General features: G+C 52.9%; 23 protein-coding genes and 2 tRNA genes. 14 read left to right on the top strand and 11 right to left on the bottom strand.

The window, feature by feature from the left end; translation table 11 throughout:
• Nucleotides 1-6: 6 nt before the first annotated feature.
• The gene (locus tag Absy_RS12080) at nt 7-687 is read right to left on the bottom strand and encodes a hypothetical protein (protein ID WP_219810141.1); all 681 of its coding nucleotides are present in this window, start codon (nt 685-687) and stop codon (nt 7-9) included.
• 217 nt (nt 688-904) lie between these two features.
• Between Absy_RS12080 and Absy_RS12075 the strand changes: the two genes are divergently transcribed.
• On the top strand, nt 905-1,351 hold the full coding sequence (locus Absy_RS12075; protein WP_052945766.1) for a hypothetical protein: 447 nt from the start codon (nt 905-907) through the stop codon (nt 1,349-1,351).
• Between the two features lie 253 nt (nt 1,352-1,604).
• On the opposite strand, the gene Absy_RS12070 is transcribed toward Absy_RS12075, so the two are convergent.
• The 5 genes from Absy_RS12070 to hemE form a co-directional block, all read right to left on the bottom strand.
• Nucleotides 1,605-1,681, bottom strand: a tRNA-Pro gene (locus Absy_RS12070).
• Nucleotides 1,682-1,750: 69 nt separating this feature from the next.
• On the bottom strand, nt 1,751-2,335 hold the full coding sequence (locus tag Absy_RS12065; RefSeq protein ID WP_048855002.1) for an LOG family protein: 585 nt from the start codon (nt 2,333-2,335) through the stop codon (nt 1,751-1,753).
• Between the two features lie 246 nt (nt 2,336-2,581).
• A complete protein-coding gene (gene hemJ / locus Absy_RS12060; RefSeq protein WP_048855001.1) occupies nt 2,582-3,034 on the bottom strand; it encodes a protoporphyrinogen oxidase HemJ in 453 nt (150 codons plus the stop codon).
• Nucleotides 3,034-3,726 (bottom strand): HAD family hydrolase, encoded by a 693-nt coding sequence (locus Absy_RS12055; protein WP_048855000.1) that lies wholly within the window; start codon nt 3,724-3,726, stop codon nt 3,034-3,036. The genes hemJ and Absy_RS12055 overlap by 1 nt, the downstream gene beginning before the upstream one ends.
• Nucleotides 3,726-4,805: a uroporphyrinogen decarboxylase gene (gene hemE, locus Absy_RS12050; protein WP_048854999.1), complete on the bottom strand. Its 1,080-nt coding sequence runs from the start codon at nt 4,803-4,805 to the stop codon at nt 3,726-3,728. Before hemE ends, Absy_RS12055 begins: the two co-directional genes overlap by 1 nt.
• Before the next feature lie 368 nt (nt 4,806-5,173).
• Here hemE and Absy_RS12045 point away from each other — a divergent pair, with 368 nt between their 5' ends.
• The 4 genes from Absy_RS12045 (at nt 5,174) to Absy_RS12030 (ending at nt 8,375) form a co-directional block, all read left to right on the top strand.
• Nucleotides 5,174-5,806, top strand: coding sequence for a Maf family protein (locus Absy_RS12045; protein WP_048854998.1), 633 nt, complete (start codon nt 5,174-5,176; stop codon nt 5,804-5,806).
• A 99-nt stretch (nt 5,807-5,905) separates the two neighbouring features.
• Nucleotides 5,906-5,981 (top strand) — tRNA-Ala (locus Absy_RS12040).
• 479 nt (nt 5,982-6,460) lie between these two features.
• Nucleotides 6,461-7,000, top strand: a complete 540-nt coding sequence (locus Absy_RS12035) for a Spy/CpxP family protein refolding chaperone (protein ID WP_048854996.1) — start codon at nt 6,461-6,463, stop codon at nt 6,998-7,000.
• Between the two features lie 142 nt (nt 7,001-7,142).
• The gene (locus tag Absy_RS12030; protein WP_048854995.1) at nt 7,143-8,375 is read left to right on the top strand and encodes a multidrug effflux MFS transporter; all 1,233 of its coding nucleotides are present in this window, start codon (nt 7,143-7,145) and stop codon (nt 8,373-8,375) included.
• Between the two features lie 9 nt (nt 8,376-8,384).
• On the opposite strand, the gene Absy_RS12025 is transcribed toward Absy_RS12030, so the two are convergent.
• The 4 genes from Absy_RS12025 to Absy_RS12010 form a co-directional block, all read right to left on the bottom strand.
• A complete protein-coding gene (locus Absy_RS12025; RefSeq protein ID WP_048854994.1) occupies nt 8,385-8,780 on the bottom strand; it encodes a hypothetical protein in 396 nt (131 codons plus the stop codon).
• Between the two features lie 34 nt (nt 8,781-8,814).
• Nucleotides 8,815-9,000, bottom strand: a complete 186-nt coding sequence (locus Absy_RS12020) for a Trm112 family protein (protein ID WP_048854993.1) — start codon at nt 8,998-9,000, stop codon at nt 8,815-8,817.
• Between the two features lie 23 nt (nt 9,001-9,023).
• Nucleotides 9,024-9,665, bottom strand: coding sequence for an LON peptidase substrate-binding domain-containing protein (locus Absy_RS12015; protein WP_084597192.1), 642 nt, complete (start codon nt 9,663-9,665; stop codon nt 9,024-9,026).
• Between the two features lie 79 nt (nt 9,666-9,744).
• Nucleotides 9,745-10,701, bottom strand: coding sequence for a tetratricopeptide repeat protein (locus Absy_RS12010; protein ID WP_048854991.1), 957 nt, complete (start codon nt 10,699-10,701; stop codon nt 9,745-9,747).
• Between the two features lie 239 nt (nt 10,702-10,940).
• On the opposite strand from Absy_RS12010, the gene uvrA reads away from it, so the two are divergent.
• The 8 genes from uvrA (at nt 10,941) to Absy_RS11970 (ending at nt 19,863) form a co-directional block, all read left to right on the top strand.
• Nucleotides 10,941-13,808, top strand: coding sequence for an excinuclease ABC subunit UvrA (gene uvrA / locus Absy_RS12005; RefSeq protein WP_048854990.1), 2,868 nt, complete (start codon nt 10,941-10,943; stop codon nt 13,806-13,808).
• Nucleotides 13,805-14,629, top strand: coding sequence for a creatininase family protein (locus tag Absy_RS12000; protein WP_048854989.1), 825 nt, complete (start codon nt 13,805-13,807; stop codon nt 14,627-14,629). The genes uvrA and Absy_RS12000 overlap by 4 nt, the downstream gene beginning before the upstream one ends.
• Nucleotides 14,630-14,763: 134 nt before the next feature.
• Nucleotides 14,764-15,963 (top strand): YVTN family beta-propeller repeat protein, encoded by a 1,200-nt coding sequence (locus tag Absy_RS11995; RefSeq protein WP_048854988.1) that lies wholly within the window; start codon nt 14,764-14,766, stop codon nt 15,961-15,963.
• 77 nt (nt 15,964-16,040) lie between these two features.
• Nucleotides 16,041-17,255 carry a DUF2075 domain-containing protein gene (locus Absy_RS11990; RefSeq protein ID WP_048854987.1) on the top strand — a complete coding sequence of 405 codons (1,215 nt, stop codon included), beginning with the start codon at nt 16,041-16,043 and terminating at the stop codon, nt 17,253-17,255.
• A 205-nt stretch (nt 17,256-17,460) separates the two neighbouring features.
• Complete coding sequence (locus Absy_RS11985; RefSeq protein WP_048854986.1) at nt 17,461-18,021, top strand: NifU family protein; 561 nt, start codon at nt 17,461-17,463, stop codon at nt 18,019-18,021.
• Between the two features lie 100 nt (nt 18,022-18,121).
• Complete coding sequence (locus Absy_RS11980; RefSeq protein ID WP_048854985.1) at nt 18,122-18,706, top strand: malonic semialdehyde reductase; 585 nt, start codon at nt 18,122-18,124, stop codon at nt 18,704-18,706.
• On the top strand, nt 18,707-19,399 hold the full coding sequence (gene tsaB / locus Absy_RS11975) for a tRNA (adenosine(37)-N6)-threonylcarbamoyltransferase complex dimerization subunit type 1 TsaB (RefSeq protein WP_048854984.1): 693 nt from the start codon (nt 18,707-18,709) through the stop codon (nt 19,397-19,399).
• The gene (locus Absy_RS11970) at nt 19,399-19,863 is read left to right on the top strand and encodes a GNAT family N-acetyltransferase (RefSeq protein WP_048854983.1); all 465 of its coding nucleotides are present in this window, start codon (nt 19,399-19,401) and stop codon (nt 19,861-19,863) included. Before tsaB ends, Absy_RS11970 begins: the two co-directional genes overlap by 1 nt.
• Before the next feature lie 31 nt (nt 19,864-19,894).
• Here Absy_RS11970 and purD read toward each other — a convergent pair whose 3' ends face one another.
• Nucleotides 19,895-21,184: a phosphoribosylamine--glycine ligase gene (gene purD, locus Absy_RS11965; RefSeq protein WP_179287851.1), complete on the bottom strand. Its 1,290-nt coding sequence runs from the start codon at nt 21,182-21,184 to the stop codon at nt 19,895-19,897.
• Between the two features lie 43 nt (nt 21,185-21,227).
• Here purD and xseA point away from each other — a divergent pair, with 43 nt between their 5' ends.
• Nucleotides 21,228-22,676: an exodeoxyribonuclease VII large subunit gene (gene xseA, locus Absy_RS11960; protein WP_048854981.1), complete on the top strand. Its 1,449-nt coding sequence runs from the start codon at nt 21,228-21,230 to the stop codon at nt 22,674-22,676.
• Nucleotides 22,677-22,709 lie beyond the last annotated feature (33 nt).

Here is a 22,709-nt window from a genome sequence, read left to right as displayed (position 1 = left end):
GCCCTGTTATCGCTTGTCACAATTCTGCGTTAAGTTGTTGTAAAAATACCCATCTTTACAGTTAAACATGGCCGTTCCATCGCTACCTGCCATGTTAGATGGCGGTGGCATGGTATTGGCTGTTGGTGGGTATTGCCCATAATCGGGACTGGCATAGTAGGATGCCGGGGCATAGACTTGCCCACCGACCTGAGGCACCGCATTTGGTGGCGGAGCAGGAGGTTGAGGCTGGTCGTATTGCGGGTATGACCCACCATAAGACTCCGTATAGGCCGTGCGGCCATATACATAAGGCATGGACCACCCCCAGCCCCAACCAGCCCAGTAAGGATTCCCCCAATATGGGTTCCAGGCGCCATATCCGGGGTAGCCACCATAGTAGCCTCCCCAGCCACCACCCCAACCCCAGTTACCGCCCCATCCCCAAGGGCCGCCGCCTCTCCAACCACCACCACCCCAGCCACCGGGGCCACCGCCATGCCATCCACCACCAAAGCCGGGACCAGGGCCGGGGCCGCCAAAATGTCCGCCGCCTCCCGGTCCGCCACCAAAGTGACCCCCACCATGTTGGGCATGTGCGGAATGGAAAGATAGAACTGCACCTGCCAACAGAACAGCCAGTAATCCTATTTTAACCTTGCCTGCCTGCTTCATTTTAAGCCCCCACTCAATGTCTGCCCGTAGCAAACAAGAAAAACATGTTTTAAAAATGGGCATGGTTACTGGTCGTTACCAGCGCAGATTTCCTTCTTTTTTGGCATGTCAGAAAAGCGGTTTTCACACGATTTACCTTGCATAATAAGAATACCTGATATACATTTTAAACAATGGAGAAAGCGCGGTGCTCCCATGCACCGGTTCTGCTTTTGCCCCCTAACAGACCCAAAATTAGGAGGCCGGACACATGGCATGGAAAAAAACAACTTTTGTCTCTCTCTGGCTTGCTGCCTTGAGCCTTGCGATCTGCTCCACTTTTATTTTTATGACCTGTGGACTTAAATTTTCCGTTTTCCACGCTGGTCTGGCCGTACACTGGCAGGATTTTACAGATAATTCTGCCCTATCACATTTTTTGTGGCAGTCACTCCCGGAATCCGAGCACTGGTCGGATTATGCATTCTCCCTGCCCGGGTTGATTGCAAGTGCGGCTTTTGTCTCCAGCATTCTACTGGGATCTTTTGCAGCCCTACGGTTAGAAGAACTCAATCAGGGTCTTATTGCAGACAGACAGGCCGATATGCACCGCTGGGAAAGCCTTTTGGTTGGCCACGTGCACGATGGCCCCCCCAGCCTGTTTGCGGCTAATACATCTGTTGATGGAGCCTATACGGTAGCAGCCAAACAGGCCTGAGCACGCACATCAATTCCGTGCTGCAAACCCCATCCTTATCGTTGAGGATGGGGTTTTTTCTTGTTTAAATCATGTTTTTTTGGAATTTCCTGTGCTCATTCGTCTCAATTTGTATCTTTTATAAGAACGTGCACCATCATAAGTTAAACGTTGCTTTGACAGGATTTTAAACCGGACAAAACAGAGCATAAAAAGTCTGTCTTTAAAGAAGACTTCCCCAGTGGGGAGTATTAAAATTTTTCCAGAAAAACCATGGTCGGAGTGAGAGGATTCGAACCTCCGGCCCCTGCGTCCCGAACACAGTGCTCTACCAGGCTGAGCTACACTCCGTTATGGCTGAATGCGCTATACATCTCTCTTGCCTTATAAGCAAGAGAGGAAATGCATTAACGCGCCAGACTAAAGAGCCGACACAGGCAAATCATCCACCTGTTCCGACATAATGGAGCACGCCAAAGCAGCCTGTACGTCCGGAACAACCTGCAACAGTGCTCGTGCCTCGGCTGAGGCAAAGCCCTGATTAACCGCCATATCCAGCATAGCAACCATGGCATCCCCCCAACCATCCACATTTACAAGCAGAATAGGTTTTTTATGCTGGCCAAGCTGCTTCCATGTCAGGATCTCCATGGTTTCATCAAACGTGCCAAACCCACCCGGTAAAATCCAAAAGGCATCGGCCTGAGCAAACATGATCTGTTTACGCGCATGCATGGAATCCGTAACAATCAGCTGCGAAACCTGATCGTGCATACGCTCACGCGTTTTTAAAAATTCGGGAATAACGCCAGTTACAGCACCCCCTGATTTAATAACAGCATCGGCAACAACACCCATTAATCCATTGGCCCCTCCACCATAGATCAAGCGGATGTTTTTTTCGGCCAGTGTTTTTCCAGTCAACTCAGCAGTCTGCCTATAAACTGGTTTTTCCCCCATCCGGGAGCCACAAAAAACAGCAACGGAACGCACAGTTAAGGACATCAGCTATCTTCTCCTTGTTAAACTGTTTCTTTAAATTTCATCAATTCAAACATATGCAAAAAAAACAATCCATAATTTTTGCATATGTTTTTAAAATCCGGACAGTCGTGCATCATGCCTGCATAACACACTCATATTCCGTCTCTATCAGTCAGCACGCATTGTAACAGAGCATCTCTACTCCGTAAGCTCCAATTCAATTAGAGCGTATTAACCACTTTTCAAAAAACAAAGAATTTTCAGGTCTTAAAAAGGTCTTACAACAACCATAATAACAATAATCATCATGAGAATGGTTGGAACTTCGTTTGCTATTCTATAGAATTTTTCGGAATGCTGATTGTTGTCACACGCAAATTCACGACACCACCGGCCACAAAAACCCTGAAATGCAAACATCATGACAACAGAAAACAGTTTTAAATGCCACCAACCTGCACTCCAATCAACAGAACCAGGTGTTAACACTAACAGAACACCAAAAAGTAGACTGGAGCACATGGCCGGAATCATAATAGCCTTAAGAAGGCGACGTTCCATAATTTTAAATCGCACACTTTCCGCAGAGCCAACCTTGACCTGACAATGGTAAACAAACAGACGAGGTAAATAAAATAACCCAGCCATCCATGCCATAACAGACATAATATGGAAGGCAACAAACCACCTGACCCACGGAAGAAGTACGTCAAAAACCATTATGAACTATCCTTGACCAACTTGGAAAGAATATCTAGAAAATCCGATAACTTCTCTATCCTTTCTAGACCTTTCCAATCTGGTATCGATTTTTCAGGCGGCCTCAGCATAACACATGCCATACCGGCACTAACAGCTGCCTGGGCTCCGGGGTCACTATCTTCCAGCACCACACATTCGCACGGCAGAACACCTTCTGCCTGCGCAGCTTTCAGGTAAACATCCGGACGGGGTTTTGGTATTCCCATATCTCGTGCGGAATGGATACGACCTTTAAAATACGGAGCCAGATCGGTTACGGCAAATTTCACATCCATTTCCTCGCAGGAGGAATTGGATGCAACCCTTACGGGAACACCCAGTTTTTGCACGGCATCCAGCATGGCATGGACACCCATAATAGGCTCCACGCCTTCTTTCATAGCCGCTACAAAGCGCTGCTGCATGGTCGGCTCCCACTGTGGACCAAGCAGTTTGCCTGCGTGCTGCTCAATCATGGGCTGAATGGTTGCCAAAGACATGCCCGAAAAGGTCTGCACTGCCAGATGGTCAGGAACATCCCACCCGGCATCCCGTGCAGCTTGCGCACACAGGCGGCAACAGGCTTCCTCACTATCAACCAGCACACCATCGCAGTCAAAAATGACCAGTTTGAGCGGCCCGCGAAAAACCTGAGAAAGCGCTGTAGACATCAGGCAGTTTCCCGCACTGTGCGAACCAGATCCGCCACATGATCAACAGGTGTTTGCGGCAGAACACCATGCCCGAGGTTAAAGACGTGGGCACGGCCCCGCCCGGCTTCACGCACACGCAGGGCTTCCTGCCGCATAGCCTCACCACCGGCAAGAACGGAAACAGGGTCCAGGTTCCCCTGCAGCCCCAAATGTTCTGGCACCATATTGCGCACAATTGCCATATCTGCCCCAGTATCAAGCGCTAGAACATCCACGCCTGTTTCGCGCGCATATTCAGCAGCCATAACCCCGGCCAAACGTGGAAAACCAATAACCTTTACATGCGGATAACGAGCTTTGATAGTCTGGACAATCTGTCGGCTGGGCTGAATGACATGACGGCGAAATTCAGAAGGTGGCAGTAACCCAGCCCATGAATCAAAGAGCATAACTGCTTCTGCCCCAGCTTCAATCTGGGCACACAAGTAGGTTGCCGTTGTTTCGGTCAACAAGGCCATAAGCCGGTCAAACAAAGCCGGTTCAGAAAAAGCCATGTTCCGCGTTACAGAAAACTCACGCGAGCCACGCCCCTCGACCATATAACAGGCAACAGTAAACGGCGCACCGGTAAAACCAAGCAATGTTGTTGCACCCGGTTTGGCTGCGCCAATGCTTTCTGGCCCATCCACGGCTTTGCGCAACCGAGAGAGGGTTTCCAGCACAGGGGCTGTTGCTTCCGCAATCCGGGCTGGATCAAGCGCATTCAAATCCTGCTCGGAACGGATCGCTCCCAGAACGGGGCCTGTTCCTTCCACAAACTCCAGGGACTGACCCATAGCCCATGGCAGAATCAGAATATCTGAAAACAGGATTGCACCATCCATGCCAAAGCGGCGGATTGGCTGCAACGTAAGCTCAGTTGCAATGTCGGGTGTCATGCAACGGGTCAGAAAATCTGCCTGAGCACGCATGGCGCGGAATTCTGGCAGGAACCGCCCAGCCTGTCGCATCAACCACATTGGCGGGGGCCACAGAGCCTCCCCGTTTAGAGTTCTCAGCAGACGTTTGGCGGCGGGAATGTGTGTTTGCGTTGTCATGAGCAGCAGTCCTGCACGTCTTTGTCCGCGCTGTCCACGCCCCTCTTCCTATAAAAAAAGAAAGAAAAAGGTTTGATGAAGTATGAGGGTACTGTTGATAACGGGGTACCCGGCATTCCAAAAATGTACCCCATCTTTCCCACAGTGTGTACAGTTTCAAGACCCTTGCAAAATAAAGGCTTTTTGAGGTTATCCAGAAAACATCCAACCACCCCTGTGTACAACTCACCGGTTCATGAGAGTTGCAGGTTGTGCCCGGTACTCGGTACGGCCATGTTCTGAACTCCGTACAATCCACATGTACCCCGGTACTCAGGATAGTACTCACAGGCCCTTTTTTGACCAGTATCTGAAAGAGACTCGTTCGCGTGACCGATTTAGTACTAATGCCGACTCCAATACAGAACAGAGCAGACAAACTGCTGCTGGCAAGTGGTTCTGTAGCCAGACGTCGTATTCTCCAAAATGCCGGATTGGCCTTTGGGGTTGAAGCTTCCGCCGTGGATGAGTCCTGTCTTAAGAAAACAGGGCAAGAGCAGAACTGGTCACCTGCTACGGTTGCTCTGCGTCTGGCCGAAGCAAAAGCTCTGTCTGTTACAAAGCCTAATACGCTTGTGATCGGTGCAGATCAGATGCTGTCCTGCGAGGGAATATGGTACGACAAGCCAGAGGGGCTGAATGGTGCCCGCCAGCAATTGCTTCAGTTAAGAGGAAAGACGCACGTTTTACATACGGCGGTGGTTCTGTGCCGGAATGGGCAGATCCTGTGGCGGCATATGGCTGAACCAAAACTGACCATGCGGATGTTTTCACACACGTTTTTGGAACATTATTTGAGTGTGGAAGCTGGTGCCTGCCTTGGTTCTGTTGGAGCTTACAGGTTGGAGGGGCCGGGCATTCAGCTATTTTCTCATATAGAAGGAGACGCATTTGCCATTCAGGGGTTGCCCCTGTTGCCACTTATAGCTGCGTTGCGGGATATGAAAGTGCTGTCTGATTAAAAATTAGGGGTTGTCAGCATTTTCAGGAGGTTGTAAGAGGCTCAACACACACAGCGTGACTGCTTGACGTGGTCACAGGTCAATGTGTGACAGAACAGTGGGGCCATAGCTCAGTTGGGAGAGCGCTTGAATGGCATTCAAGAGGTCGGCGGTTCGATTCCGCTTGGCTCCACCAGTTCTTCTTCCTAAGCCTCTGAAAAACACGTTTTCTCTTAGCGCTTGGACTCCGTTTCTCCCTTTAAAATTTCTTGTAATGCTTGGGTTGGGGTAAATGTTGCTCCCTGAGCATGATAAAATGGCGAAGCAATAAAGGGAGAATGCCATGAGATGGTTTGCAACAAGTGCGCTATGTCGCCTTCTTGGCCATAAGTGGAGTCCTTGGCAACGCCAGAAATCGTGGGATGGAAAGAGCGAATTTTTGCATCGCAAATGTTTGCGGCATGGCTGTCTGGCAACTGAACAAAAACATGGTGCGGTTAGCCCATAAACGTAGCCAGCATAGAAAAAATTAGGTGGATGAATAAGGTAACAGAGGCATCCGTGCCATAGTCGGAGGCATATTTGCCTTTTTTCAGACATATCCAGATGCCACAGTTCTCAACAGGCAGAGCGCAGGCCGCTTTGCAGAGATGATATGAAACGAAGGCAGAATTGATGAAAAGAGCATTGCTGGCAACAACATTGGTTATGGGCCTTGCAGCTTTTTCTGGTGCTGCGGCACGAGCTGACGAGGCTGCCTCTCCAGTTGGTGCCCCGCCGCCTCCTCCGCCGGAATGTGGCTGTATGCACCATGGTCCGGGGCCGGGTGGACATATTTTAAGGCTGGAAGGACTCAAGCTGACATCCTCCCAGAAAAAAAAGATCAAGGCCGTTCTGGATGCCAACAAGCCTGAAGATCCAAAGGCAGGCATGGAGCAGGCCCATGCCCTGCAGGATCAGATCCGTACCGTGCTGACAACACCCGGTCCGGTTGATCAGGCTAAATTGCAGGACCTGGAACAGCAGATCAGTGCCCTGCACACACAGCATGCTCTTCATAGTTTGCAGGTTGAAGCCCAGATTCACGATATTCTGACCAAAAAGCAACTCAAACAGATTGCAGAGCAGCCAGATCATCCGCCCGGTCCGCCGCCGGCATGTGGTGGCAAAATGCCCCCACCGCCCGAGGCCGCACAGGCCCCTAAAGCAGAGTAATTCTCTGGCCAAGGCTGCCGGTTATTCCGGCAGCCTTTTTTGTTGGGATACGATGACTGAACAGGAGGTGCCCGGTTTTAGGTGGTGGACAAAACCTAAGGGACGGGAGAAGAGTGACAATTCTTCCTCTGGTATTCAAGAGATGACAGCCCCTTCTTCCCCCCAGACGCCTACTCTTCCTTTCCGGCTGATTTTTCTGCTGGGGCTGGTAACGGCCATAGGTCCACTTTCAACAGATATGTATCTACCCGCATTTCCCTCTGTTGAGCGGGATCTGGGGGGAGGGCCCGGTTCGGCCCAGTTTACGTTGGGGGCTTGGTTTTTGGGGCTGGCATTTGGTCAGTTCTCGCAAGGACCTCTGTCGGACCGTTTTGGGCGCAAGGGACCGTTAGTCGTTGGGCTTGGGGTGTATGCTCTGGCCTCTGTTGGGTGCGCTCTGGCAAGTGGGTACCATTTATTTTGTCTGTTTCGTTTTATCGGAGCATTTGGTGGTTCCGCCAGTGCGGTTATTCCCCGTGCTATTGTGCGGGATGTGGCAACCGGCAAAAAAGGTGCGCACATTATGGCGCAGTTAACGCTGGTTTTTGGTGTTATGCCTGTTCTTGCTCCGGGGCTGGGGAGTCTGGTTCTAAAAGTTGGTGACTGGCGCTGGATATTCTGGATTGGTGCGCTGTATGGCGTGGCTGCCATTATTGGTGTTATGTTGATGCTGCCCGATACGCTGGCCGTTGCTAAGCGTATTCGTTTCCGCCCGGTGGAAATTCTGTTGCGCTACCGGAGTATTCTGCGGGAGCCGGTATTTTTTTCCAATGCGCTGATCACAACATTTTCCACATTTGTTATGTTTGCCTATCTGGGGAGTGCCCCTGTTCTGTTTGAGCAGACGTTGCATTTTTCGGCTGGGGCGTTTGGTCTGTTTTTTGGGGCTAATGCTGCGGCGTTTATTCTGGGTACCCAGATTAATGGACGGCTGATACACCGTGTGTCCATGCCAGCCTTGCTGGAAGGGGCCATTCTATGGGCCTTTGCATTGGGGTGCGTGTTTGTGGCGCTGGCGCTAACCGGTGTTGTGGGGCTGGCTCATCCGTGGCTGACTTGCATCTTTATTGTGGGGATGACGGGTGCGCTGGGGTTTATTGGCCCCAATGGCACAGTCATGTCTTTTTCCCGGCATGGGCATCAGGCGGGGAGTGCATCTGCCCTGCTGGGTACCATGCAGTTCAGCTTTGGTTCATTGAGCAGTGTTCTGGTGGGGCTTCTGCCCGGAGGGGGAGCCATTCCCACTGCCGTGGGAATGATGACCGGCGTAATCGGTATGGCCATAGGCGATTTGTTACGGCGCAGAACATCTGACCAGCACGAAGGATATGAGTAACAGAGCGCATTACTTGGATTTTTGCGTCTGGGTATCGTCCTGCTTGCCGTACACAGCCTGAGCCTGTGGCGTAATGGTGTGGCCATTTTCCGTGCGCATTGGCCCGGCTGTGCCGCCACCATCATACATTGGCGGCAGAACTTCGTAATGGTCTTCGGGTTTTGGTGGTGTATCAGGCTTTTTTATGCCTGCGGCTTCCTGCGCTGCTTCCAGTTTTTCCTGCCGTTCCACATCTCTTTGTGCGGCCCGCGCCTCTGCTGGTGCGGCTTCTGGCAAAAAGCGGCCTGGCCGTTCGGGAGGGAGATCAATATCATCTCCCTCAATCAGATGGTGGCAACCTGTTAGCAGGGGGCCCAGCAGGAGCAGACTACCAACAAGAAGGCTGTTTTTTTTTCCCAGAAGCATGGGCAGGTCCGAAGCAGAGGGAAAAAAACGTCAATCAGCCTTCAATACGGCGTGCTTCATCTGGCAGCATAACCGGAATACCATCAACGATGGGGAACGCCAGTCCGGCTTTTTCGCTAATCAGTTCATTGGTCTGTGCATTAAAAACCAGCGGACCTTTGGTTACCGGGCAAACCAGAATGGACAGAAGGCGCGGATCAAGCGGAGCTGTATCAGACATAAAACGGTTCCCACATTATGTAATCAGGAAGGAGGGCCTTCCTGTTCCGGACCAGACAAGTCTAGCAGTGTTTGCAGTACCCGCACACGGTCCGTCAGATTTTCTGCATCCAGCAATGCCTGTTTTTCCGCCGGAGGGAAAGGACAGATCATGGGTAAAGTGACCAGAAGCAGGCTGTCGTCCATCTGTTCTATCAGGGACCAGCGCGCATTCAGCCCTTTTTTTTGAAAATAATGTTTGAGTGAGCTTAGAAGCTGGGCCCTATCAAACGGTTCGGAGGGAATTTCGTTAAGATCCCCCGCAAAGGAGGATACATCAATCCGGGCCACCCGGTATCCCCTCCGTAACCCTGTCTCCCGCAGAAGCCGGAAGCGCAGCAGACCTGTCAGGGTTATGGCATAAGTATCATCTGCCCGTTCGGTCATGGAGGTCAGGCGGCCGAGGCATCCAATGGAATAAAGGGGAGGAGCCTCGTTATCCTCATCCTCATCTTCCTGCCAGCGTGGTTGAATCAGACCGATAAGCCGGTGGGATGCCAGAGCATCCTCAACCAAGGCAATATAACGGGGTTCAAACACATTAAGCGGGAGTTTGCCCCGTGGCAGAAGCAGTACACCACTAAGCGGGAAAAGCCCCATTTCTGGCGGAATATCCGCCAAGGTCATGTCCCCCAACCGTGGAATGCGGCGGGGAACATCATCCTCTTCATCAGAAAAAGGGGGGGCAGCGCTTGGCAAGGTCAGATCAGGAAAACAGGAGGGAGGAGAGCTTGCGGCGGGCTTGCTGCGTGGCGGGGTCTTCGTTCCCCCATGCTTCAAAAAAGCGCAGAAGCTGCTGGCGGGCCGCACCTTCTTTCCACTCACGGTCAATCTTGATGATGTGAAGCAGCTCGTCTGCGGCTTCCGTGCGTTTGCCTGCCGCGTTCAGGGCTGTCGCCAGTTCGCAGCGGGCCTCGTAATCTTCAGGATTGGCGTTTAGCCGTGCGCGAATACCTTCCATGGCTTCTGCCGCCTGACGACCTTCCTTTTTAAGTTCCAGTGCAGCCCGTGCACCGGCTACATCGGGGGCCTCTGTAATTTTTGCTGGTACGTCAGCCAGCGCGGCGGCGGCGGCCTCCTCGTCATCAAGGGCCAGCATGGCACGGATGAGGCCACCCCAAGCCTTGGGGTTTTCCGGTTCTTCACCAATGACTGCGGAATACATGGCGGCGGCTTCTGCCGGGCGTCCGGTTTCCATGGCCACATCGGCTTCGTGTAGCTGCTCGGTTGCAGGCAAGGTGCCGCCTCCGCTGGCCTTTAGCAGGGTTTCTACAAATTTTTTCACTTCACTTTCGGGCACGGCACCCTGGAACATGTCCAGAATCTGCCCTTTCCAGAAAGCGGCAACCAGAGGAATGGACTGGAGCGGCAGGCCTGCCTGTGCCAATTGGCCTGCCAGTGCGCGGTTTGTTTCTATGTTGATTTTAACCAGCCGCACCTTGCCTTTGGCGGCGGTAACAACTTTTTCCAAAATGGGGGTCAGCTGTTTGCATGGTCCACACCAGTCTGCCCAGAAGTCGACCAGAACAGGCACTGTCCGGCTGGCTTCCATAACATCCTGCATAAAGGTTGCCTGTGTGCCTTCGGTAATAACAGCGGTCCCGCCGGAGCTGCCAAAGCTCTTGTCCGAACCCGGGGCTGGTTGACCGATCAGATGCTCCATCTGGCTTTGTTCCTCAAATTTATATCGTGCAGGCAAAAAGGGTGTCTGCCATGCTTTTGGTCACAGTACATCACTTGTGCCTGTAAATGGTCAATCATGGTGGCAAGCGCAATGGGCGGAATAGCGGGACAGGCTATTTTGCATGGCGCCATGGCTGCCGTGTGTTTCATGGATTGCATAGGAATGGATTAAAGCGCCATAATAGAGGACAAAACAGGAACGGCGGCAGAGAACTCTCCATGACAAAATCAGGTCTTCCCGGTCAGCACAGCATTCGGGTGCGTGGGGCACGTGTTCATAACCTGAAGAATATTGACATTGATATTCCGCGTGACCGGCTGACCGTTGTGACCGGGCTTTCGGGTTCGGGTAAATCCTCACTGGCGTTTGATACCATCTATGCCGAGGGGCAGCGCCGGTATGTGGAGAGTCTGTCTGCCTATGCCCGCCAGTTCCTGGAGCTTATGGGTAAACCGGATGTGGATTCCATAGAAGGTTTATCCCCCGCCATTTCCATCGAGCAGAAAACCACATCCAAAAATCCACGCTCCACGGTTGGTACTGTTACGGAAATTTACGACTATATGCGTCTGCTCTGGGCACGGGCAGGGATACCATATTCCCCCGCAACCGGTTTGCCCATTGAGGCGCAGACAGTCACGCAGATGGTGGACCGTGTGCTGGCCATGCCCGAGGGGACGAGGCTTATGCTGCTGGCCCCGGTTATCCGGGACCGTAAGGGAGAATATCGCAAGGAACTGGCCGAACTCCAGCGCAAGGGTTTTACCCGTGTGCGAGTGGATGGCACATTGTACGAGATTGCAGATGTTCCCGCCCTTAACCGTAAATTACGCCATACGGTGGAAGTGGTCGTGGACCGCGTGGTGGTCAAACCCGGTATGGAAGCTCGGCTGGCAGATAGTTTTGAGACCGCTCTGGGGTTGAGTGACGGTATTGTCTATGCCGAGGAAGTGCTGAAAAACGAGGAGCGAGAACCAGAAAAACTTGTGTTCTCATCTCATTTTTCCTGTCCTGTCAGTGGGTTTACTCTTGAAGAGATTGAACCTCGCCTTTTCTCTTTTAATGCGCCGCAGGGAGCGTGCCCTGCCTGTGACGGGTTGGGGGTGGAAACGTACTTCAATCCGGTTCTGGTTGTGCCCGATATTGCGCTCTCTCTGGCTAAAGGGGCTATTGCACCTTGGAAAGATGCAAAATCCCCTCTGTTGGAACAGACGCTGGAAAGTCTGACAAAGCATTTTGGCGTTAGTATGGATACGCCATGGCGCGACCTGCCAGCCGAGGTCCAGAATGGTATTCTCTACGGGATTGAAGATAATATAAGTTTTACCTATCAGGATGGTAAAAAAAGCTATGTTGTCGATCGGCCCTTTGAAGGGGTTTTGACCAGCCTGCAAAAAAGACTGGCCAATACCGATAGTGCATGGGTTAAAGAAGAACTTTCCCGTTATCAGTCAGAAAAATCCTGCCATGTCTGCCATGGTGCACGGTTACGGCCAGAGGCACTCTCGGTTCGTGTCGCTAACAAGACTATTGCGCAGGCATGTGACCTGTCTATTGGTCATGCGCTGGATTGGTTTGATACGGTTTTACCAACCCTTACTCCGCAACGTGCCGAAATTGCACGCCGGATTCTGCGGGAAATTCTGGAACGTTTGAAGTTTCTGGATGATGTGGGGCTGGATTATCTGACCCTCTCACGCGGGTCAGCCACGCTTTCTGGTGGGGAGAGCCAGCGTATCCGTCTGGCCAGCCAGATTGGTTCGGGGCTAACGGGGGTACTTTATGTGCTGGATGAACCCTCCATTGGTCTGCACCAGCGTGATAACGAGCGACTTCTTGGTACGCTAGACCGTTTAAAAAACCTTGGGAATACACTAATTGTTGTCGAACATGATGAAGATGCAATAAGGAGTGCGGACTGGCTGGTGGATATGGGGCCGGCCGCAGGTGTTAACGGTGGTCAGGTTGTTGCACAGGGCACTCCGGCGGAGGTTGCTAAAAACCCCAATAGTCTTACGGGGGCGTACCTTTCTGGCCGTAAGCGGATAGAGGTGCCAGAGCAGCGCAGACCCGTGAATAAAAAACGGATGCTGACGGTAGAAGGTGCATCAGGCCATAATCTTAAGGACGTTACAGCCCACTTCCCACTGGGTACATTTACCTGTGTAACGGGTGTTTCCGGTAGTGGTAAATCCACATTGGTGATTGATACGCTGTACAAGGCACTATCGCGTCAGCTTATGGGGGCTGCAACATCACCCGAGCCGTATAAAAAAATCAAAGGGATGGAACAGCTCGATAAAATTATTGATATTGACCAGTCTCCGATTGGGCGTACACCGCGTTCCAACCCTGCGACCTATACAGATTTATTTACCCCCATCCGCGACTGGTTTGCCGAACTGCCAGAAAGCAAGGCCAGAGGGTACAAGGCGGGTCGTTTTTCCTTTAACGTAAAAGGTGGACGGTGCGAGGCCTGTCAGGGAGATGGGGTGCTAAAAATAGAAATGCACTTCCTTCCAGATGTGTTTGTAACCTGCGATGCCTGTAAAGGATCACGCTATAACCGGGAGACACTGGATATTCGCTTCCGAGGGAAAACCATAGCTGATGTACTTTCCATGAATGTGGATGAGGCATATCCGCTTTTCTCGGCGCAGAACCGCATTCGTGACCGATTGGCAATTTTGCAAAAAGTTGGTCTGGGCTATGTCGCTTTGGGTCAGCAGGCGACAACCCTGTCTGGGGGGGAGGCGCAGCGTATTAAACTCTCCAAGGAACTGGCACGCCGAGCAACAGGGCGGACCGTCTATATTCTGGATGAACCAACAACAGGCCTTCATACAGATGATGTCAGAAAACTTCTTGAAGTTTTACATGCTCTTGTTGATCAGGGGAATACGGTCATTGTGATTGAGCATAATCTGGAAGTTATTAAAACAGCCGACTGGATTATAGACGTAGGACCAGAAGGGGGCGATGGAGGCGGAACCATTGTGGCCGAAGGTACACCAGAACAAATAGCAGCTTGCAAAACCAGTTATACTGGTCAGTTTCTGGCACCGCTTCTGGTTCAGAAATCATGAAAAAAGCATGGTTTGCAGGGGTATTATTGCCATTGTTTACGCTTTTCCCATTTCAGGCAAAAGCGCAGGCGCAATGTACACAAATTCCTAAAGCAGTCGCATTTGAAAAATTGACATGGACTGAAATTGAACAGGATATATCGTGTGGTTTTACAACCATCATTGTTCCTGTTGGGGGCACCGAGCAAAGTGGTCCTTACATAGCTGTTGGCAAACATAATAGTCGCGTTCTCTTTCAGGCTGAAAAAATAGCCCGCCAGTCAGGTCATACTCTGGTGGCTCCAGTTGTGGCTTATGTGCCCGAGGGTGGAACGGCTCCCCGTACATCGCATATGCGTTTTCCCGGAACAATTACGCTGCCGCCAGATGTGTTTGCAAAAATGTTAACTTCAGTGGCCGACAGTTTTCGGGTGCAGGGGTTTAAGCTGGTTGTATTTATTGGTGACCATGGAGGTTACCAGAAGGATCTGGAAAGGCTTGCAGCACAACTGAATGTGCGATGGCAGACAACAGGCGCACGCGCGTTGTACATACGGTCTTATTATGATGTGATTCCTCACCAGTATAGTGAATGGCTGAGACAGAACGGGCACAGGCTGGATGTGGGTCAACATGCAGATATAAGCGATACATCACTCATGCTTGCTGTTGATCCATCCATGGTGCGCGAGGATGCTCTGCGCCATGCTCCCAACCCTTCTCCGGCACAGGGTATTTATGGGGGAGACCCAAGGCGGGCAACATCCACATTAGGGCAGCCCGGATTATCCATGCAGGTAGATGCGGCGGTTAAAGCAATTGATAATGCACGGAACAAATAAATATATAAAATAATTTTTCTATAATAATAAATGGAAGATTTTAACCGTAGTCGAATAGACGTTATTTATCCCGCATGATAAATGCAGGGCGTCATTATTGGTTTTGAGTGAAACAGGCACAGAGGGTCTGGATTATGGGTTTTAAACAGTATCTGGTTGCGGCGGTCGCCATTCTGGGCGTGAATGCCAGCGGCATGTCGGCTTGGGCGCAGGATGTTGCTGCGCCGTCCGAAGGTGTGGCGCCAGCGGCCCCTCTTGTGCAGACTATTCCCGGGATGCCAGCAGTCTCCAACCCTGACAATTTGTATAGCGAGACAGGTGTCGGGCATATTGCGCCAGAAGTCGCGCTGGACCCGGCACGGGTATATGTTCCCAATTTGCGGTCGAATGATGTGTACGTCATCGACCCGGCTACCAACAAGGTTGTTGATCGCTTTCCGGTTGGCAAAAGCCCACAGCATGTTGTGCCATCCTGGGACCTGCGGACATTGTGGGTGACCAATAATGCCGAAGGCACCATTCATGGTAGCCTGACCCCGATTGACCCGCGCACTGGTCGCCCCGGTCCATCCGTTGCGGTAGATGACCCATATAATATGTATTTTACGCCGGATGGTAAGTCGGCCATTGTGGTGGCAGAGGCCCGTAAACGCCTGGACTTCCGTGACCCGCATAGTATGCAGTTGCAACAGTCGGTGGATGTGCCCGAATGCAAAGGCGTAAACCATGCCGATTTTTCCATAGATGGGCGTTATGCCATTTTTACCTGTGAATTTGGTGGCCATCTGGTCAAGGTAGATATGGTTGATAAAAAAGTTATGGGGTACCTTAAACTTTCCAGTGGCGGTATGCCGCAGGATATTCTGGTCTCCCCTAACGGGAAAATCTTTTACGTTGCCGACATGATGGCCGATGGCGTCTTTTTGGTAGATGGAGATACATTCCGCGAGATTGGCTTTATTCGTACAGGACTTGGTGCACACGGGCTGTACCCCAGCCGCGATGGAACCAAAATGTACGTTGCAAACCGTGGTTCGCACCTGATTCATGGTCACCCTCACAGTAAGGGTGGTGGTGTTTCGGTTATTGATTTTGCAACTAACAAGGTTGTGGCAACATGGCCTATTCCCGGTGGTGGCAGCCCGGATATGGGCAATGTAAGTGCGGATGGCAAAGCACTGTGGCTGTCTGGTCGGTTTGATGATGTGGTGTACCGGATTAACACGGATGATGGATCAATGATCAGCATTCCCGTTGGGCAGGAACCTCATGGTTTGACCGTGTGGCCACAGCCGGGCCGTTATTCCATTGGGCATACGGGTATTCTGCGTTAAACCGGAATGGTTTTTCTGGATTGATGAAAAGCCTTTTCCCATAAACGGGAAAAGGCTTTTTTGTTATTTTGGGGTGCATGATTATGGCTATAAACAACAATCAGGCTTTGCAAAAACTTTCTCCTGATCAACAGCTTTCGGTTGAGCAGGAAAATCTGTGTGCAAATGTTCTGGATTTCTGTTGTAAGCATATTGTGCAGGGTCATGCTGTTTTTGTTATTAAAGGTGATGCGGGAACAGGGAAAAGCCTTGTTATCAACGAAATTTTTAATGAAATACAAAAAAAATCCAGAGATAAAAATAGTATAAACCCTTTATCAGGAACCCAAAACTACCTTCTGGTCAATCATCCTGAAATGATGAAGCTTTACAGGAATATTTCAGAACAGAACTCTTTTACAAAAAAGAAGGATTTTGAAAGACCAACAAGCTTTATCAACACCATGCACAAAACTGGTCACGTTGCAGATGTGGTTGTGATTGACGAGGCACATCTTCTTTTAACAAAATCAGATAAATACAATAGGTTTTCTCAGGACAATCATCTTGAGGAAATTCTGAAATGTGCGAAAGTCGTTGTACTGGTTTTTGATGAAAAACAGGTTCTTAAATTTAAAAGTCATTGGGATAATAATAAATTATCGGAAATTTTACTGCATAAAAATGTTCAAACATATCGGCTTGAAAACCAGTTCCGTATGCAGGCAGGAGCACAGACCTGCCGTTGGATAGAAAAATTCTGTAAGAAAAAAATTGATCCCATTCATCAGGACCCATCGTTTGATTTGAGAGTTTTTCAGGACGCGCAGGCTATGTATGAGGAGGTGTGTCAAAAAAACACACAATTCGGCCTGTCCCGCATGGTTGCAACATATGACTATCCTTACCGGCTGGACGGTAAAGAGCATTTTGTAACGGAAGGGCGCTTCCATCTGAAATGGGATATTGCCAAGCCAGAAGCCAGACTACCGTGGGCCGAGCGGACCGATACGATTGATGAGGTTGGTTCTGTTTATACCGTGCAGGGGTTTGACCTGAATTATGTGGGGCTGTTGCTTGGGCCGTCTGTCCGGTACGATGCCCAGACGGACAGGCTGGTGCTGGACCCCGCCCGGTATGAGGATGGTGCTGCATTTGCTGGCCGGAATGGTTTTGCCAGCCCGGAGCAGACCATGGAGCAGATTATGCTGAATGCGATGAATGTGCTCATGACCCGTGCCGTTAAGGGGCTATATCTTTATGCACACGACCCGGCTTTGCGCGCGCGTCTCCTCTCCTTGCAAAAGGTTTAAGGCGCCAAAAGTGAACCCGAATATCGCTCCCTGCATGGCAGACTTGCTGATAGATCGGTTCAAAATCCCGCAAAACAGCCATTTTCCACCCGGATATGAGCGGGACGTTGTCTAAAATTTTTATACAGAACTTGTTCTGTCCTCATTCTGATGCCAACTGAATGGTAATCCTACAGGCTTACCCTACAGATCGGACACTTCCGCCATGTTCATAGAAACCGAAGGCACTCCCAACCCCGCCACGCTCAAGTTCCTGCCCGGTCAGGCTGTTGTGGGGGATGCAGGCACCATAGATTTTATTGATGCCGATGCCGTAGCAGGGCGTTCGGTTCTGGCCGATGCCCTGTTTGCCCTGCCCGGCGTGGCCCGTGTTTTTTTGGGTAACGACTTTGTTTCCGTCACCAAGGCGGATAATGCGGATTGGGAAGAACTGCGCCCATTGGTGCTCTCTGCCCTTATGGACCATTTTGTGGCTGGTCTGCCCGTAGTGGCTGAAGGCGTTGCCGTAAGGGAGGATGATATTGCCCCCGAAGATGCAGAGATTGTGACTCAGATCAAGGAACTGCTTGATACGCGGGTTCGTCCGGCGGTTGCCGGGGATGGGGGCGATATTGTTTTTCGCGGGTACCGCAATGGTATTGTCCGCCTGACCATGCAGGGCGCATGTTCGGGGTGCCCATCATCGCGCGCCACACTCAAACATGGGGTGGAAAACATGCTCAAGCATTACGTGCCAGAAGTGGTTTCTGTTGAGCAGGTGGACTGAACCGCTGCCAAACGGGACTCTTTTCTGTGCGGGGCGCTTGCCGTAAAGAATACAGCAACGCGCCCCAAACAACCTGGCGCGGCTGGAGGCAGAACAGAACATGTTGGACGCAAGTGGGTTAGATCTGCTGTTTACAAAAGCGCGTACCCCCCTGCGCTGGACGACTCGCCCTGTAGAGGAGGGTACCTTGCGTCAGGTTTATAATCTGGCGCGTATGGGACCGACTTCGGGGAATTGCAGCCCTGCCCGCATTGTTTTTATTACAGGCTCAATGGGGCGTGAAAAACTGCGCCCTGCCCTGTCCGCCGGGAATGTCAATCGGGTAATGGGGGCACCTGTTATTGCCATTGTTGCCCATGATCCGCTTTTTTTTGAACAGCTTCCCTATCTTTGTCCCGGCGAGGAACTGCGGGCATGGTTTGCCGCGGATGTTGGCCTTTCGGAAGAAACGGCATTTCGCAATGGCACGCTCCAGGGCGCGTATATGATTATGGCCGCCCGTGCTCTTGGGCTGGATGTTCTGCCTGTTTCCGGCTTTGACCAATCTATGGTGGAAGATGCTTTTTTAGTAGAGCAGGGTTGGCGCGCCAATTTTCTGCTCTGCCTTGGCTATGCAGATTTTGATGGCCTGCCTGAACGGGCACCACGGCTTGAGTTCGATCAGGCCTGCCGGGTTGTAGAATAAGTGGTGCAGCGTATTCTGGTGCTGGATGGTAGTCCGGCAGGGGAGAGCGCGTGTGGCACGGCCGCCTGTGTTGTTCAGAACAATGGGCATTTACGGGTTCTGGCTATCCGGCAGGAGGCTGGTAAGCAGGCGGCTGAAGGGGTTAGCCTGCTGGCGGCCGAAGTGTTGCAACAGGCAGGTTGGTCACTCGCTCAGGGGAATGCGCCTGAGTTGGTCGCTGTTGTGGTTGGGCCGGGGTCATTTACCGGTCTGCGGGCGTCCTGTGCGGCTGCGGCGGGGTATGCCGTGGGTGTGGGCTGCCCGGTGGTCGGGGTTACACGGGCCGAAGCATTGGCCCCAGAACTGGATGCGGCTCTTGCGGCCGCAGGTGCGGACCTGTCCGGCTGGCTTGTGGTGACTGCTGCGCGTCGTGGTCGTGTGTTTGTGGAAGACCCGCAAGGAGCGCGGGCCATAAACATAGCGGATTGGGTTGCTCCGCAGGGGAAATGGCTAGTCGCAGGGGAGGCGCGCTCGGTTCTGGCTTTCCCCTCCGCTGTATCGTGCGCGCTCACACACCCTGATGTAGAGCAGGTTGCAGCGGCGGCATTGCAGCGGTTGCGGGGCGAATTGCCCGAACGTTGCGCGCTACCTTTGTATGTAGACCCACCAGAGGCCAAGTTGCCAGCCAATGGGTTACGGGCTGCGCCTATATAATGGGTGTTGTTCAGACCGTGGGGGGCAGCTACGCGGCAGTGCTGGCAAGCCTGCATACAGATTGCTTTGTGCCAGCAGACCAGTGGAATACTGCTGCCATGACCAGTCTGTTGGGGTCAGCCGGTGTTTGTGTCGGGCTTGTGCAGGTGGCTGGCAATCCGGCTGGTTTTGTTATGCTGCGTTGCGTTGCCGGCGAGGCAGAAATTCTGACCCTTTGCGTCTTGCCACACTACAGGCGGCAAGGGCTGGCTACCCAGCTTGTTGTTTGGAGTCTTGCCCAGGCTGCGGCCCAAAAAGCCGAAATGATTTTTCTGGAAGTCTCTGTTGGCAACCTGCCTGCGCAAAAAACATATACGCAGGCAGGGTTTGTGCAACAGGGGGTGCGCAGGGCCTATTATTCCGATGGCTCGGATGCTCTGGTGTTAGGGCGCTCCGTGCAAGAAACAGGCAGGCCAGAGTGCTAGCCTACCTGCCACGCTGCGTGGGCTGAGCGCGTTATAAGGCGCGGTTGCCAATATCCGTACGCCAGACAGCCCCTTCCCATGTAATGGCATTGACCCCGGCGTAAGCACGTGTCTGGGCTTCTGCCACCGTGTCCGCCAATGCGCAGACAGCAAGAACACGTCCACCAGAAACAACCAGATCCCCCGCCATGTTCTGCGTGGTCCCGGCCTGAAAAACCCGCACCCCTTCAAGCGTATTGGCATTGTCCAGCCCATGAATAACCGCACCTTTTTCGGGTGTGCCGGGGTAACCATGCGCTGCCATAACCACACAGACCGATGCCTGATTGGAAAAAGTGATGGGGGCCGTATCCAGCCGGTCTTCGGCCAGTGCAGTCAGTGCGGGCAGCAGGTCAGATGTCAGGCGTGGCAGCAGGGCTTCTGCCTCCGGGTCGCCAAAGCGTACGTTATATTCAATCAGGGATGGCCCTTTGTCGGTCAGCATCAGGCCTGCAAAAATAACCCCACGGAAGGGCGTGCCCCGGCGTGCCATTTCACGCAGCATCGGGCGGACCAACAGGTCCAGAGCGGCTTCCTGCTCCGCACGGCCAAAGCCTTTTGGGGGGGATACAGCACCCATACCGCCGGTGTTGGGGCCTGTGTCCCCATTGCCAATGCGTTTGTGGTCCTGTGCCGCGCCAATAAGGCAGGCTGTCTCTCCCGCGCAGAATGCGAAAAGAGAAACTTCTTCCCCTACAAGGCAGTCCTCAATTACCACACTGCGCCCGGCTTCTCCCAGTGCGCCGCCGGTCATCATGTCGGTAATGGCAGCTTCGGCTTCGGTGACGGATGCAGCAACAACAACGCCCTTACCCGCAGCAAGGCCATCGGCTTTGACTACAATGGGCGCACCTTTGCGGCGCACATAGGCAATGGCGGAGGCAGCATCCGTAAAGCGTTCCCATGCAGCGGTGGGAATACCTGCGGCATCGCATATTTCCTTGGTAAAGCTCTTGCTGCCTTCAAGCTGGGCAGCGGCCTGTGTGGGGCCTGCACAGGGCAGACCTACCAGCGCGCAGGCATCTGCCAGTCCTGCGACCAGAGGGGCCTCTGGTCCGGGGACTACCAGATCAATTTTTTGCTCACGGGCAAAGGTAACCAGTGCTTCCACATCATGCGCCCCTATGGGAACGTTTACGCCGCAGCGGGCTGTTCCGGGGTTGCCGGGGGCAATGAACAGCGCAGAAAGTGCTGGCGAGCGGGCAAGTGTTTCGGCCATGGCATGTTCGCGGCCGCCGGAGCCAACCAGAAGTACGCGCAATTCTTTTCTCCTGCTGTTCATGTCTGCTCTTTCAGGGCGAGCGTCTGTAGCATAGGTTAGGCGAATGCACGAAGAGTTTGGAGCCGCCACCCCTTCTGGCGGCAATGTCCCTGAGTATACGGTTTCGGAAATTTCCGGTGCCATCCGCCGCACGCTGGAAGGTTCGTTCAGCCGCGTGCGCGTGCGCGGTGAAATTACCGAGTTCAAACGTTACCCGTCAGGGCACATTTATTTTTCGCTCAAGGACGAGCAGGGCAAGATTTCCGGCGTGGTCTGGCGTGGCAGCGTAAGCCGCCTTGGACTGGTGCCAGAGAATGGGCTGGAAATTATTGCAACAGGCAAGGTCTCTGCTTACGGCGAGCGCTCAAGCTACCAGCTTATTGTAGAGCGCATGGAATATGCGGGAGAAGGCGCGCTTTTAGCCCGGATTGAGCGCCTGCGGCTTAAACTGGGGGAGGAAGGGCTGTTTGACCCCGCCCGTAAACGCCCTCTTCCGCTGTTACCTCGCGTGATTGGGGTTGTAACCTCCCCCCAGGGTGCAGTGCTGCATGATATCTGCACGACACTCAAAAGGCGTTTTCCCCGGCCTGTGGTGGTCTGGCCTGTGCCTGTGCAGGGGGAAGGGGCCGCAGCCCAGATTGTGGCGGCCATTAACGGGTTTTCCGCGCTGGATGGCAAGGGGGCTGTGCCTCGCCCGGATGTGCTGATTGTGGCACGCGGTGGCGGGTCGCTCGAAGACCTTATGGCGTTCAATGATGAAGGGGTGGTCAGGGCTGCAGCAGCGTGCTCCATTCCGCTGATTTCGGCAGTAGGGCATGAGACCGATACAACCCTGATCGACTTTGCATCTGACCGGCGGGCTCCAACCCCAACGGCTGCGGCAGAAATGGCCGTGCCCGTACGCAGCGAGTTGCTGGCCGATATTGAGCACCGTGCAGCCCGCGCAATGGGCGCGCTGGCGCGACAGATGCAAACCGCCCGCTTGCGGTTGGACCGCGCAGCAGCCAGTCTGCCAGACCTGCCCGCGCTCATGCAGACCGCCCGTATGCAGCTTGATGACCGTAGTCGCAGGCTGGATGTGGCTTTGCCAGCCCTTGTACAGCGCCGCAAGGCTGATCTGGTCGCTGTAGAGCGGCATATGCCAGCGGTGGAAACGCTTTTGTCTGGTCGCAGAACACGTGTGGTGGTGCTGGCCGGGGCTTTTCAGAGCGGAATGCAGCATACGCTACAACGTCAGGAGGTGCGGTTGGGGCGTAGCCGTGTGTCCTCCGCTCCCCTTATGGCGCTCCTGCGTGAGAGGCGGATTGCGCTGGCGGGTATGGTTGGGCAGTTGGAGGCCGTGTCCCCTCAGGCAGTGCTGGCACGGGGGTATGCGCTGGTTACGGCAGATGGTCACCCGGTTACAAAGGCTGCGGGGTTAAAAGTCGGGCAGCAGGTTGAACTGACCTTTGGCGATGGTTCCTGCCGCGCGGTTGTGGGGGGCCGACCTGTGCAGGGGAGGCTGGACCTGTAAATCCCGGAGTGGGCATAGGCTGGCAACAGGGGT

The organism is Acetobacter syzygii (genome assembly GCF_000964225.1).
Lineage (GTDB): Bacteria > Pseudomonadota > Alphaproteobacteria > Acetobacterales > Acetobacteraceae > Acetobacter > Acetobacter syzygii.
Note: the sequence above shows the minus strand (reverse complement) of the source record. Positions and strands in the feature narration are given on the sequence as shown.